Source organism: Caulobacter sp. 17J65-9 (assembly GCF_010975005.1).
Lineage (GTDB): Bacteria > Pseudomonadota > Alphaproteobacteria > Caulobacterales > Caulobacteraceae > 17J80-11.
The window spans coordinates 1-13,372 of record NZ_JAAIVC010000008.1 but is presented as its reverse complement, the minus strand read 5'-3'; the positions used below and the strand labels follow the sequence as shown (position 1 = coordinate 13,372).

15 protein-coding genes are annotated in these 13,372 nt (G+C 69.9%); 10 read left to right on the top strand and 5 right to left on the bottom strand.

The genetic code is table 11. From position 1 onward, the window contains the following. Positions 1–6: 6 nt before the first annotated feature. Together G3573_RS02825 and G3573_RS02820 are read right to left on the bottom strand one after the other, a co-directional pair. Positions 7–720: a hypothetical protein gene (locus tag G3573_RS02825; protein ID WP_346427331.1), complete on the bottom strand. Its 714-nt coding sequence runs from the start codon at positions 718–720 to the stop codon at positions 7–9. A gap of 55 nt (positions 721–775) precedes the next feature. Next, a complete protein-coding gene (locus tag G3573_RS02820) occupies positions 776–1,777 on the bottom strand; it encodes a ligase-associated DNA damage response exonuclease (protein ID WP_163259333.1) in 1,002 nt (333 codons plus the stop codon). A 117-nt stretch (positions 1,778–1,894) separates the two neighbouring features. On the opposite strand from G3573_RS02820, the gene G3573_RS02815 reads away from it, so the two are divergent. The 5 genes from G3573_RS02815 (at position 1,895) to G3573_RS02795 (ending at position 4,308) form a co-directional block, all read left to right on the top strand. Next, positions 1,895–2,368, top strand: coding sequence for a DUF2306 domain-containing protein (locus G3573_RS02815; RefSeq protein WP_163259332.1), 474 nt, complete (start codon positions 1,895–1,897; stop codon positions 2,366–2,368). After that, positions 2,365–2,844 (top strand): PaaI family thioesterase, encoded by a 480-nt coding sequence (locus tag G3573_RS02810; RefSeq protein WP_163259331.1) that lies wholly within the window; start codon positions 2,365–2,367, stop codon positions 2,842–2,844. Before G3573_RS02815 ends, G3573_RS02810 begins: the two co-directional genes overlap by 4 nt. Further along, positions 2,841–3,263, top strand: coding sequence for a PaaI family thioesterase (locus G3573_RS02805; RefSeq protein WP_346427330.1), 423 nt, complete (start codon positions 2,841–2,843; stop codon positions 3,261–3,263). Before G3573_RS02810 ends, G3573_RS02805 begins: the two co-directional genes overlap by 4 nt. A gap of 158 nt (positions 3,264–3,421) precedes the next feature. Next, on the top strand, positions 3,422–3,781 hold the full coding sequence (locus G3573_RS02800) for a hypothetical protein (protein ID WP_163259330.1): 360 nt from the start codon (positions 3,422–3,424) through the stop codon (positions 3,779–3,781). 80 nt (positions 3,782–3,861) lie between these two features. Beyond that, positions 3,862–4,308, top strand: a complete 447-nt coding sequence (locus tag G3573_RS02795; RefSeq protein ID WP_163259329.1) for a hypothetical protein — start codon at positions 3,862–3,864, stop codon at positions 4,306–4,308. Between the two features lie 102 nt (positions 4,309–4,410). On the opposite strand, the gene G3573_RS02790 is transcribed toward G3573_RS02795, so the two are convergent. Together G3573_RS02790 and G3573_RS02785 are read right to left on the bottom strand one after the other, a co-directional pair. Beyond that, positions 4,411–6,099 carry a lysine--tRNA ligase gene (locus G3573_RS02790; protein ID WP_163259328.1) on the bottom strand — a complete coding sequence of 563 codons (1,689 nt, stop codon included), beginning with the start codon at positions 6,097–6,099 and terminating at the stop codon, positions 4,411–4,413. Between the two features lie 32 nt (positions 6,100–6,131). After that, the gene (locus tag G3573_RS02785) at positions 6,132–6,806 is read right to left on the bottom strand and encodes an HAD family phosphatase (protein WP_163259327.1); all 675 of its coding nucleotides are present in this window, start codon (positions 6,804–6,806) and stop codon (positions 6,132–6,134) included. A 77-nt stretch (positions 6,807–6,883) separates the two neighbouring features. Here G3573_RS02785 and G3573_RS02780 point away from each other — a divergent pair, with 77 nt between their 5' ends. Beyond that, complete coding sequence (locus G3573_RS02780) at positions 6,884–7,717, top strand: RMD1 family protein (RefSeq protein WP_205598035.1); 834 nt, start codon at positions 6,884–6,886, stop codon at positions 7,715–7,717. A gap of 20 nt (positions 7,718–7,737) precedes the next feature. Here G3573_RS02780 and G3573_RS02775 read toward each other — a convergent pair whose 3' ends face one another. Then, entirely contained in the window at positions 7,738–8,145 is a 408-nt protein-coding gene (locus G3573_RS02775) for a GFA family protein (RefSeq protein ID WP_163259326.1), read from the bottom strand. A 141-nt stretch (positions 8,146–8,286) separates the two neighbouring features. Between G3573_RS02775 and G3573_RS02770 the strand changes: the two genes are divergently transcribed. From G3573_RS02770 to G3573_RS02755, 4 genes are all read left to right on the top strand, one after another. Then, complete coding sequence (locus G3573_RS02770) at positions 8,287–8,775, top strand: MerR family DNA-binding transcriptional regulator (protein ID WP_163259325.1); 489 nt, start codon at positions 8,287–8,289, stop codon at positions 8,773–8,775. Positions 8,776–8,793: 18 nt separating this feature from the next. After that, a complete protein-coding gene (locus tag G3573_RS02765; protein WP_163259324.1) occupies positions 8,794–10,578 on the top strand; it encodes an acyl-CoA dehydrogenase C-terminal domain-containing protein in 1,785 nt (594 codons plus the stop codon). Positions 10,579–10,664: 86 nt separating this feature from the next. Then, on the top strand, positions 10,665–11,828 hold the full coding sequence (locus G3573_RS02760; protein ID WP_163259323.1) for an acyl-CoA dehydrogenase family protein: 1,164 nt from the start codon (positions 10,665–10,667) through the stop codon (positions 11,826–11,828). Positions 11,829–11,950: 122 nt separating this feature from the next. After that, positions 11,951–13,372, top strand: a 1,422-nt coding sequence (locus tag G3573_RS02755) for an ATP-binding protein (protein WP_240454475.1), incomplete at its 3' end; no start/stop codon positions are given.

Genomic DNA, 13,372 nt, shown 5'->3' with positions numbered 1-13,372 from the left:
GCCGGCTTAAGCGCCGCCGTCCTGCTCGATGACGCTGAGCACGGTGATCTTCTGCCAGATCTTGCGGGCCAGGTCGGTGCTGAGCGCTTCGACGTCGTTGACCGACGCGATCAGGCGCGGGTCGCGGGTGTGCTCGGCGTAGAGCGCCGCCAGCTTGCCGATCAGCGACAGCATCTCGGCGCAGTAGTCGAGATACCGGTTCAGCTCGAAGCCGGTCATGGTCCGCTTGGGCGACGCCGCGGTCGGCGCCCCCTCGCCGTTGGTGATGGTCGGGTCCTTGGTCAGCTGGTGCATGTCCACCACGTGGGCGAACGAGCGCAGCTCGTGCAGGTCGGCCAGCGCGCGCCGGCGCTTCAGCCGCTCCTCGATGCCCAGCAGGAACCACACCGCCGCGCCGGCCAGGATCAGCAGGTTGACGCCCGCCTCCAGCGCCTGGGTGAGCTCGCTCACGTCGTCGCCCACCGTGAACCGGTCCCATTGCACGAAGCCGAAGGCCCAGACCTGCAGGGCCACCGCGCCCACCGCCACCGCCAGCACGGCGGCGCGCAGCAGCAGGTAGGGCCGGCCGATCCGCCGCGCGCGGCGCGACACGGTGCGCGCCACCTCGTTCAGGTCCTTGCAGACCGCGGTCAGGCCCGCGTTCGGAAAGCGCTCGGCCATGCGGGCGTGCAGGCGTTCCAGGGTGGCGACCACGTCGGCCGATTCGAGATTGCGCCGCACCGGTACCCCCACGCGCCCGATACCGACGTTAGCAGAGCCGTAAGCGCCCGGCCAATCAGTCGTCCTCGTCCTCGTAGCCCACAAGGGCCAGCGCGCGGGCCCGCACCCCGTTCAGTTCGGACCAGCGCAGCAGGCCCTCCTCGCGGCCGTGGGTGATCCAGAGCTCGCCGGGCGCCACGTCCCGGATGGTCGCGGTCAGCTCGTCCCAGTCGGCGTGGTCGGAAACCACCAGCGGCAGCTCAACGCCGCGCTGCCGCGCCCGGGCCCGCACGCCCATCCAGCCCGAGGCGAAGGCGGTGACCGGATCGGCGAAGCGCCGGGCCCAGCGGTCGTTCAGGGCCGACGGCGGGGCGATCACGATCTCGCCGCCCAGCCCGCCCTGAGCCTCCGTCGCCGAGGCCAGCGGGCCCAACTCGACCCCGTGCGCCTCATAGAGCGCGTTCAGCCGCTCCATCGCCCCATGAACGTAGATGGTCCGTGTCCAGCCCGCCTCGCGCAGCAGGCAGATCAGCCGCTGCGCCTTGCCCAGCGCATAGGCGCCGACCAGGTGGGCGCGCTCGGGAAACTGCTCGGTCGAGCGGATCAGCTTGCCGATCTCGTGCCGGTCGTCCGGATGGCGGAACACCGGCAGGCCGAAGGTGGCCTCGGTGACGAACACGTCGCAGGGCACCGGCTCGAACGGCCGGCAGGTCGGGTCGCGCCGGCGCTTGTAGTCGCCCGAGACCACCAGGGTCAGGCCGGCGTGGCGAACCACCGCCTGGGCCGAGCCCAGCACATGGCCGGCGGGCGCCAGGCTGACCTCCACCCCGTCGCGCGAGACGACCTCGCCGTAGGCCAGGGCCTGGGTCGAGCCGGCGAAGTCCTGTCCGTAGCGCTCGGCCATGATCGCCAGGGTCTCGCGCGTGGCCAGCACCACGCCATGGCCGGCGCGGGCGTGGTCGGCGTGGCCGTGGGTGATCACCGCCCGGGCGACCGGGCGCACGGGGTCGACGTGGAAGTCGCCCGGCGCGCACCACAGCCCCTCGGGCCGGGGACACAGGACCTTCTCTGGCCGCACCGCTCGCCTCCGGCGCTATGCCGCAGCCGCCGCACCACGCGGGGCTCCGGGTTTTCATATAGGACCGAGGCGAAGGCGAGGTTTCAGAAATTCCGTCGCCGACGAAGGGATCGAGCGGTGAACCTGGAAGCCGTCCACGACGCGCCCTGGCTGGTGGAGGCGCATCTCGCGTCCGCCGTCGCGGCCGTCGCCTTGGGCGCGGTCCAGCTGGCGGCGCCCAAGGGCGCCCTGCCCCATCGCGTGCTGGGCTGGCTGTGGGCCGGCGTGTTCGGTCTCGCCGTCGCGACCTCGGTCCTGCTGCACGACCAGGTCGCCGACGTGCCGCACCTGGGGCCGTTCTCCTCGCTGCACCTGTTCACCCTGCTGGCCGTGGTCGGACTGCCGCTGGGCCTGTGGGCGGCGCGCACGCGCCGCGTGCTGCTGCACCGGGCGGTGATGGTGGGCGTGTTCGCCGGCGTGCTGCTGAGCGCGGGCCTGTTCGCCCTCACGCCTGGGCGTTTGCTGAGCCGCATAATGGCTGCGCCGGTCGCCGGCCCGGTCCTGGCCATCGCTTTCCCGGGCGAAGCGCGCCCGGCTATAAGCGGCTCATGAGCCAGCCTCCCATCGCCGACCTGCTCGACCGCCTCGTCAGCAGCAGCCCTCACACCCATGCGCTGGGCATGTCCCTGGTGGGGGTGGAGGGCGACCTGGTCACCCTCAGGACGCCCTACCGCGAGGACCTGATCGGCGACCCCGACACCAAGGTGCTGGCCGGCGGCGTGGTGACGGCGGTGCTGGACCACGCCTGCGGCATGGCGGTGTGGGCGGCGATGAACCGGTTCACCTCGATCGCCACGCTGGACCTGCGGATCGACTACATGCGTCCGGCCAAGCCGGGGCTGGCCCTGATGGCCCAGGCGCGCTGCTACAAGCTCACCCGCTCGGTCGCCTTCGTGCGGGCCTGGGCCTACGACGAGGATCCGGAGGACCCGGTGGCGGCCGCCCAGTCGGCCTTCATGCTGGACTCCGACGCCGGCCGGAAACCGGGCGCGAATCTGCGGCCGTCGTCGACGGAGGCGGGCGCGTGAACGAAGCGGCGGAAACCCTCGAGGCGATTCTCGGCCGAATCCCCTACGCCCGGTTCCTGGGCCTGCGCGCCGAGCTGGCCGGCGACGAGATGACGGCGATCATGCCCTTCGCCGAGCACCTGATCGGCAATCCGCTGCTGCCCGCCCTGCACGGCGGCGTCACCGGCGCCTTCATGGAGCTGACCGCGATGGCCCAGCTGGCCATCGTCGAGCGGCGTCCGCGCCTGCCCCGGCCGATCGGCGTGACGGTGCAGTACCTGCGCTCGGGCCGGCCGCTGACCACCTACGCCCGCGCGCAGATCAAGAAGGCGGGCCGGCGAATCGCCAACGTCCACGTCGAGGCCTGGCAGGAGACCCGCGCCGCCCCGATCGCGTCCCTGCACGCCCACTTCCTGCTGTCGCAAACCGAGGAAAATTAACGTTTCTCGCCTTTCGCGCGAGTGTTCGTCAGCGGTGACGCTTGACGAATGCTGCCGCTTGCCCGCGAAATCGTGGTTAACAAGCTCCTAAGCTCTACCGTTAACGGCGGAGGGGTGTTAAGAGCTTGTTAACTTCCTATCGAGTGGGCGGGTCAAAAATGGATAAGATCGAAGTCTGCAACAAAGTGGCCGACAAGCTGTTCGCGACCGAACACGCCGTGGACGAAGCGATGGTTCGCGCCTCGCAGTTTCTGGAATCGATGGTGGAAGCCCGTCGTGAGCTGAACCTGTCGGCCGTGGCCGGCGAGGTCGCCACCACCCGCACCGCCGAGACGATCGCCGCCCTGGCGGAAGCCCGTCGCGCGGTCATGTCGGCTCACGCCGCCCTGCAGAACCTGCAGCGCAAGATCGGCGTCGACGACGAGCTGATCACCCATGCCATGGGCAAGGGCACCAACGAAGGGGACGTGGTCGGCATGACGGCGGCGCCCGGCCTCCGGATCGCGGCCTCTCAGTAAAATTAATACTCAGCCGCTTGCGGGCGGCGAGCCGATTCTGTCACTTTCGCCCCCGAGGACATCCTCGGGGGCGTTTCGTCTTGTTCGGTATCTACGGATTTGACATCTACGGACTTGTGGCGCTCACCGCGACCTTCCTCGGGTGTGGCTTCGCCCTATGGAAAGGCGGGAAGTTCGAGCAGGCCGGAGCTGTCCTGACATTTTTCGCCCAGGTCGGTGCAGTGTTGGCGCAGCAGGACACGAGCCGCCTCGCGCCCAAGGACGTCATCACGCTGATCGACATCGCCCTGCTGATCGGATTCGGCGTCGTGGCGTGGAAGTCGACCAGAAGCTGGCCGATCTTCGCCGCCGCGTTCATGATGATCAAAATGACCGCGCACGTGACGTCCTGGCTAAACCTGGAAATCGGCACGTTCGCCTACATCAGCGCGCTGAACATCGCCGATTACGGCGTCGTCACGACGCTTGCCATCGGAACTTGGAACGCCTGGCGCGAACGTGACGCGCTGGACTTCGCCCGACGCTGACCCGACTGACGCCGCCGCGTCCCGGCGTCGCGTACAAAAGAATAGGCCGCCGGACTTTCGACACGGCGGCCTTCTTGTTTTCCGGCGCTTGCGGACGCGCCGTCAGCCGGCGACCAACTCCCCGCGCGCGCCCTGCTCGATCAGGGCCACCGTCCGGTCCAGGCCGAAGATCGCCGCGAACGAGCCGAAGCGCGGGCCCTGGGTCTGGCCCAGCAGCACTTCGTAGAGCGCCCCGAACCAGGCCCGCAGGGGCTCGAAGCCGTGGTCCTTGCCCACCGCATAGACCTCGTTCTGGATCAGCTCGCCGTCCTTGCAGTCGGCCGGCAGGGCCTTGAGGCGCGCGGCCAGGTCTTCCAGCGCGGCCTTCTCCTTGGCGTCGGGCAGGCGGAACTGCTTCGCCGGACGGACGAAGTCCTCGTAGTAGTTCAGCGCGTAGCCGGCCAGGCGGTCGAGCATGGGCTCGCTCTCCGGCGTGGCGCCCGGCGCATAGCGCGACAGGAAGCCCCACAGGGTCGCCTTGTCGGCGGCGTTGGCGGCCGAGACCAGGTTCAGCATCAGGCCGAAGGTGACCGGCGGGCCTTTCTTCGGCGGCAGGCCGTTGTGGACGTGCCAGACCGGGTTCTCGATCGGCGTGGCGTTCGTACCGTCGGCGAGCGAGCGGTTGTAGGCGTCCAGTTGCTGCAGGTACTCGTCGGTGGCCTTCGGGACCACGTCGAAGTGCAGCTTCTTGGCCGACTTGGGCGACTGGAACATGTAGTAGGCGAGGCTTTCCGGCGCGCCGTAGCGCAGCCAGTCCTCCATGGTCAGGCCGTTGCCCTTGGACTTGGAGATCTTCTCGCCGTTCTCGTCCAGGAAGAGCTCGTAGTTGAAGCCCTCCGGCGGCTCGGCGCCCAGGATGCGGGCGATGCGCGAGGACACCTTGACCGAGTCGATCAGGTCCTTGCCGGCCATCTCGTAGTCGACGCCCAGCGCGACCCAGCGCATGGCCCAGTCGGGCTTCCACTGCATCTTCACGCGGCCGCCGGTGACCGACTGTTCGACGCGCTCGCCGTTCTCGTCCTCGAACACGATGGTGCCGCGCTCGACGTTGCGCTCCAGGGTCGGGACCTGCAGCACCCGGCCCGTGGTCGGGCTGACCGGCAGGAAGGGCGAATAGGTGGCGCGCCGGTCCGGGCCCAGGGTCGGCAGCATGACCGCCTGGATTTCGTCGAAGCGCGCCAGCGCCTTCAACAGGGTCTCGTCGAACCGGCCGGAGCGATAGCAGTCGGTGGCCGACAGGAACTCGTAGTCGAAGCCGAACGAGTCCAGGAAGGCGCGCAGGCGCGCGTTGTTATGCTGACCGAACGAGGGATGCTCGCCGAACGGGTCGCGCACCACGGTCAGCGGCTTGCCCAGGTCCTCGGCCAGCATCTCCTTGTTCGGCACGTTGTCCGGCACCTTGCGCAGGCCGTCCATGTCGTCCGAGAAGCAGACCAGCCGGGTCGGCAGGTGGTCGTCGGTGAGCGCGCGGAAGGCCGCGCGCACCATGCTGGTGCGGGCTACCTCGCCGAAGGTGCCGATGTGCGGCAGGCCCGAGGGGCCGTAGCCGGTCTCGAAGATCACCGCCCGACCCAGCGCCGGGAAGGTGGTCACCGCCTCGTCCGCCTTGCCTTTCTGCAGCAGGCTGGCCGCCAGGTCGCGTTCCGCGTCGTCGTTCAGACGCGTTTTCAGGAGCCGCGCCAGCAGGTTGCGCGCTTGCTCGAAGGGCCAGGCCCGGCCGTCGCGGGCGATCGAAGAGAGACCGTGTTGCATGGCGCGGGGCTTAGGCGGCGCGCCGCCCCGGGTCAACGTCCCCAGCCGCTCCACAACGCCTCGGCCTCGGCCCACGAGCCCAGCACCCGCTCCGCCCCGGCCTCGGCCAGCCGCCCGGCGGTGACCGGATCCATGTGGCCGCCGCCGGCGAAGCCCCAGACCGTCATGCCGGCGGCCAGCGCCGCGCGCACGCCGTTGACGCTGTCCTCCAGGACCAGGCAGCGGCGCGGATCGGCCCCGATCCTGTCGGCGGCGTAGAGGAAGACGTCCGGGTGCGGCTTGCCGCGCGCGACCAGTTCGGCCGAATAGACGTGCGGATCGAACAGCGGCAGCAGGCCGGTTATGTCGAGCTTCTTGCGCAGGTGCGCCGCCCCGCTGGAGCTGGCCACCGCGCGGGCCAGCGGCAGGGCCTCGACCGCCGCCGCAACGCCGGCGATCTCGGCCAGCCGCTCGGCGCAGGCGGCGACGAAGCGCGCCTGCAAGTCCGGCATGAAGTTCTCGGCCAGCGGCCGCCCCGTGGCGGCGCGGTAGTCGGCGTCCAGCGCCTCCAGCAGCGGCCCCGGCGGCAGGCCCAGGAAGCGCGCCTTGTACTCCACCAGGTCGTAGGTCACGCCCAGCTCGGCCATGGCCTCCAGCTCGACCTCCAGCGACAGCACCTCGCTGTCGACCAGGACACCGTCGCAATCGAAGATCACGGCGTCGAACATGCAGGCGCTCCGGGCGGTTACCGTGACGCCCGGTCTAGGCTGCGTCGCGCCGGGCGCAAAGCCGTGAGCCCCGCCCGATGGCCGACGTCCCGCCGCCCGTCCCCGCCTCGCCCCGGCCGCTGCTCAGCGGACGGCCGATGGCGACGGCGCGCGCGCTGCTGCTCGGCGACCGGATCAACACCGCCGGGCTGGAGCGCAGCGACGTCTACGCCACCTCGCCCCTGTGCTTTCGCGTCGGCGACGGCTTCGCGGCGGTGTTCCGCTACGGCGTGGTCGTGCTGGTCGGCCTGACCCCGCTGGAAGAGGACGAGGTGCTGCGCGGGCTGCGGCCGCGGGTCAGCGAACCGGTGGAGACGCGCGAGGAAGAGGCCGTGCCGATCCGCCTGGCGCGTGAAGGCGAGGAAGGCGTCGGTCCGGACGGGACGGTGCAACTGCGCGCCTTCTCGCCCGAACATCTGATGGTGGCGGCCGACGTGCTGGCCAAGAGCACGGCCCTGGCCCACGACGAGCAGCAGGTGGCCTCGGTGTTCGACACCCTGGAGCCGTTCGCCGGCCGGCTGGCGGCGGACGGACGTGCGCCCGGCGGTCGGCGCGCCATGCTGAAGCTGATCGGCTCCGCCCTGCTGGTGCAGCACCGGGTCTCGGCGCGGGTGGCGGTGCAGGAGCGGCCCGACGTGCTGTGGGACCGGCCCGACCTGGACCGGCTCTACTCGCGTCTGGAGGACGAGTACGAGCTGACCGAGCGGGCCGACACCCTGAACCGCAAGATCGAGGTGATCGGCAAGACGGCGACCGCCCTGACCGACCTGATCGACACCCAGCGGTCGCTGCGGCTGGAAATCCTGATCGTGCTGCTGATCGCCGCCGAGATCGTTCTCACCCTCTGGCAGATGGCCGGCGGCGGCCACTGAGCCGCGGCCGCGATCCACGCCTACCCCGGAAGGCCGTCGATCTTCGGCACGTCTTCAAGGCCTACGTCCCACTCCGCCCGGCTGGCGAAACAAACGTGCGCGGTCGGCCGGATCTCGACCGGGCTCTCGACGCTCCCGGCCGGCACGACCAGCAACGCGCCGTTCATCTGCACGGTCGGAAGCGCGGCCCCGCATTCGGTGCAGAAGCTCCTTTCGTGCCGGGTCCCCGGAACGCGAAAGCTTTTGACGTTGCCGCGCCCTGACAGCCAGGTCAGCTCCGCGCCGGAGGCGAACAGGTTGGCCGCGTGCGCCGACCCCGTTCCCTTCCGGCACCGGGCGCAGTGGCAAAGGAAGAAGGCCTCGAACCCTCCGAGAACCTCGAACCTGACGGCGCCGCACAAGCAGGCGCCTGTCGTCGATTGGACCATGAGCCGTCCTCATTCTTGATCACACGGCGATCGCAACAACAGTCGCCCCGCCGGTCAACGGCTCGCCCCCAAAAGCGCCACCTTACGTTCGCGTCAACATTGAGCTTCCCCTTACGCGCGCGTCAAGTTACAGTCGCGACCATGAACGACGACCGCCGGACCTATTCGATCCGCCAGCTCTGCCGCGAGTTCGACGTCACCGCGCGCGCGCTGCGCTTCTACGAAGACAAGGAACTGCTGTTCCCCTCGCGCCGCGGACAGACGCGGGTGTTCTCCGCGCGCGACCGCGCCCGGCTGCAGCTGATCCTGCGCGGCAAGCGCATCGGCTTCTCCCTGGTGGAGATCCGCGGGTTGCTCGAGCTCTACGACCGCAAGGACGGCAACGCCGTGCAGATGGCCGAGACGCTGAAGCGTTTCCGCGCCCAGCTCGACACCCTCAAGCGCCAGCGTCACGACCTCGACGAAGCCATCGACACCGTCGAGAAGGGCTGCGCCTGGCTGGAGGAAAAGGTGGCCGAGCACCGCCCGGACCTGCTGCCCCAGGCGGCCGACTACGAGACCCTTCTGCGCGCCCGCCTCGGCGAAGACGCCGACGAGGACGCGCCCGCCCCCACCCGCAAGACCGCCTAACCGAGGACCAGGAAAACCATGGCCTACAAAGCGCCCGTCCGCGACTTCAACTTCCTGCTGACCGACGTCCTCGACATCGACCGGTACTCCAACCTGCCGGGCTTCGCCGACGCCTCGTCGGACCTGGTGGCCCAGATCCTCGAGGAAGGCGCGAAGTTCGCCGAAGAGGTGATCGCGCCGCTGAACCGCGCGGGCGACCTGGAAGGCTGCAAGCGCAACGCCGACGGCACGGTGACCACGCCCACCGGCTGGCGCGACGCCTACAAGCAGATGGTCGAGGCGGGCTGGCCGGCGCTCAGCTCCGATCCCGCCTATGGCGGCCAGGGCATGCCGGCGGTGGTGGCGATGGCCTACGGCCAGATGACCGCCGCGGCCAGCGCCGCCTTCTCCATGTACCCGGGCCTGACCAACGGCGTGTACCACGCCCTGCACGCGGCCGGCTCGGACGAGCAGAAGGCCACCTACCTGCCGAAGCTGGTGTCCGGCCAGTGGGGCGGCACCATGAACCTGACCGAGCCGCAGTGCGGCACGGACCTGGGCATGATCCGCACCAAGGCCGTCCCGAACGGCGACGGCAGCTACCGCATCTCGGGTCAGAAGATCTGGATCAGCTCCGGCGAGCACGACTTCACCGACAACATCATCCACCTGGTGCTGGCCCGCATCGAGGGCGCGCCGCAGGGGGTGAAGGGCATCAGCCTGTTCGTGGTGCCGAAGTTCCTCGTCAACGCCGACGGCAGCCTGGGCGAGCGCAACGGCGCCCAGTGCGCGGGCCTGGAGCACAAGATGGGCATCCACGGCAACGCCACCGCCGTGATGGCCTACGACGACGCCAAGGGCTGGCTGGTCGGCAATGCGAACGAAGGCCTCAAGGCCATGTTCGTGATGATGAACGACGCGCGCCTCGGCACCGGCCTGCAGGGCCTGTCGATCGGCACCGCGGCCTACCAGGCCGCCGTCGAGTTCGCCAAGGAGCGCCTGCAGGGCCGCTCGCTGACCGGGCCGAAGAACCCGGACGGCCCGGCCGATCCGATCATCGTCCACCCGGACGTGCGTCGCATGCTGATGGAGTCCAAGGCCTTCATCGAGGGCGGCCAGGCCTTCGTGCTGTGGACCGCCCTGCACGCCGACCTGCAGAAGGCGCCCGACGAGGCCGTGGCCACCAAGGCCAAGGACTACATGGGCCTGCTCACCCCGGTGCTGAAGGCCTACCTGACCGACCGCGGCTTCCACGTCGCCTCGCAGGCCATGCAGGTGCACGGCGGCTCGGGCTACACCGAGCACTTCCCGGCCTCGCAGTATCTGCGCGACGCCCGCATCACCATGATCTACGAGGGCACCAACGGCGTGCAGGCCCTGGACCTGGTCGGCCGCAAGCTGGCCGCCAACGGCGGCCGCGCGGTGATGACCTTCTTCCAGGAAGTCGACGCCTACGTCGCCGAGCGCCAGGAGAACGCCGAGCTGAAGCCGTTCGTCGACGGCCTGGCCGACGCCAAGGCCAAGCTGCAGGAAGCCACCTTCTGGCTGATGCAGAACGGCGTGGCCAACCCGGACAACGCCGGCGCCGCCTCGACCGACTACCTGCACGTCTTCGGCCTGACCACCCTGGCCTACATGTGGGCGAAGATGGCCGAGGCCGCCCAGGCGAAGATCGCCGCCGGCGACGCCGACCCGTTCTACGCGACCAAGCTGGTCACCGGCCGGTACTTCCTGGAGCGGATCCTGCCCGACGCGGCCAGCCACCTGGCCAAGCTGAAGACCGGCGCCGACACCATGATGGCCCTGCCGGCCGAAGCCTTCTGATCCGACGACGCCGGCGCCCGAAAGGGCGCCGGCGTTTTCGTTTCAGCCCCTGAACACACGAGAAGAAGCGTACCGAGGAAACCGCGATGAACGTCCTGAACGTCGAAGAACCCGCCTTCATGCAGGAAGAGGACGTGCGCCTCTTCGACGACATGGTCGCCCGCTTCGTCCAGGACCACGCTTCGCCGGAAGAGACCGCCCGCTGGCGCGCCAACCAGGCGGTGCCGCGCGAGCTGTGGAACCAGGCCGGGGCGGCCGGCCTGCTGTGCGTCTCGTGCCCCGAGGAATACGGCGGCGCCGGCGGCGACTATCGCCACGAGGCGGTGCTGATGCGCCAGCTGGGCTGGCAGGGCGCCGACCACTTCGGCATCTCGCTGCACAACGCCATCGTCGCCCCCTACATCTGGCACTACGGCACCGAAGAGCAGAAGCAGCGCTGGCTGCCGGGCATGTGCACCGGCGACTTCGTCGGCGCCATCGCCATGACCGAGCCGGGCGCCGGCTCCGACCTGCAGGGCGTGAAGACCACCGCGCGCCGCGACGGCGACCACTACGTCATCAACGGGTCGAAGACCTTCATCACCAACGGCCAGCTCGCCAACCTGATCTGCGTCGTCGCCAAGACCGACCCGTCGGCCGGCGCCAAGGGCACCTCGCTGATCTTCGTCGAGACCGACGGCTGCGAAGGCTTCGAGCGCGGCCGCAACCTCCACAAGATCGGCATGGAGGGCAACGACACCTCCGAGCTGTTCTTCAACGACGTGCGGGTGCCGATCGACAACGTGCTGGGCGGGGCCGAGGGCCTGGGCTTCGTGCAGCTGATGCAGCAGCTGCCGCAGGAGCGCCTGAACATCGCCGTCCAGGGCGTGGCCGCGGCCGAGCGCGCGCTGGCCACCACCCTCGACTACGTGAAGAGCCGCAAGGCCTTCGGCAAGGCGGTGATCGACTTCCAGAACACCCAGTTCAAGCTGGCCGAGTGCAAGACCAAGCTGACGGTCGCCAAGGTGTTCGTCGACTACTGCATCGGCAAGCTGATCAAGGGCGAGCTGGACCCCGCCACCGCCTCCATGGCCAAGTACTGGGTGAGCGACATCCAGGGCGAGGTGATCGACGAGTGCCTTCAGCTGCACGGCGGCTACGGCTACATGAACGAGTATCCGGTGGCCCAGCTCTACAAGGACGCCCGGGTGCAGCGGATCTACGGCGGCACCAACGAGATCATGAAGCTCCTGATCGCCCGTTCGCTCTGAGCCGCCTTAACCTCGAAATCCGGTTTTCCTTCACGCCCCGTTAGTCTCGTTCGTCTAAGGTCGATCGCTACCGAATGCGCTCACCTAACGGCGGTATCGGCTTCGGGGCGGAAGGATCCGGCATGACGGCTGCGGTCGAATCGACGGGATTGGTGCAGGCCGCGCGCACGCGCCGGACGCATCTCGCCCGTCGTTTCGTGCTGGCCTCGCTGGCCGCCCTGGCGATGAGCCGCCTGCTGGGCTGGGAAATCAGCATGGCCTGGATGGTCGCCTACGGGGCGACCCAGCTGGCCGAAGTCGCCGCCTTCGGCCCCCTCCCCCCGGAAACCGTGCGCCTGCCCGTCTGGCGCGCCGCCCTGGGCTCGGCCTGCCTGTTCGCCAGCGGGGCGATCTTCGGCGCCCTGTCCGTGCCGCTGTGGATCCTGGGCGGGCCGATGGGCGGGGTCTGCGCCGCCTTCGTGCTGTCGGCCGCGGTGATCAACGGCGTGGTCAACACGCCCACCTCGCGCCTGGCCATCAGCCTGACGCTGGCGCCCTACTTCGTCTACCTGATCACCACGCCGCTGTTCGTCCGCTATTTCGGCGGCAGCGGCGCCTACGACACCGCCATCGTCATGGGCGCGGTGATCTTCTTCGGCAATTCGGCCTTCTTGTGGAAGGCGCTGGACGGGACGCGCGCCTCCGAGGCCGCCGCCCGGGCCGAGAGCGAGCGCAAGCGCGCCGAGGCCGAAGCCGCCAACGCCGCGCGCACCGCCTTCGTCGCCACCGTCAGCCACGAGCTGCGCACCCCGATCAGCGGCATGCTGGCCGGCGCCGCCGAGCTGGAGCGCACCGCCCGCGATTCCGGCGCCCGCTCCAACGCCGCCCTGATCTCCGACGCCGCGCGCATGATGAAGGCGCTGCTGGACGACCTGCTGGACCATTCCAAGCTCGAAGCCGGCCGCATGTCGGTGGAGAACGTCGCCTTCGACCTGCGCGCTGTGCTGGCCCAGACCGCCCGCTTCTGGGGCGCGGAAGCCCGCAAGCAGGGCCTGCGCCTGCGCGTCGAAGGCTCGGCCGGCCTGCCGAACTTCGTCGAGGGCGATCCGACCCGCCTGCGCCAGATCCTCAACAACCTGATCTCGAACGCGGTCAAGTTCACCAAGCAGGGCTCCGTCACCCTGCGCCTGTCGGCCTGGCCGGCTGAGGACGGGGCCGTCGCCCTGCGCTTTCAGGTGGCCGACACCGGCACGGGCATGGACGCCGAGCAGCTGGGCCGCCTGTTCACCCCGTTCGAACAGCTCGACGCCGGCGCCGCCCGCCGGCACGGCGGCACGGGCCTGGGCCTGGCCATCAGCCGCCAGCTGGCCCGCCTGATGGGTGGTCACCTGGTCGCCTTCAGCGTCAAGGACCAGGGCTCGCTCTTCACCCTGGCCCTCACCCTGCCCCTCGCTGCCGCCGCCGACGACGCCGCGCCGGCCGCCGAGCCCTTCGTCATGCGCCCGCTCGCGCCGGCGCCGGTCGCCGCTCCGGCCCCCGCTGCGCTCGAAGCCGCGGCCGAGGCC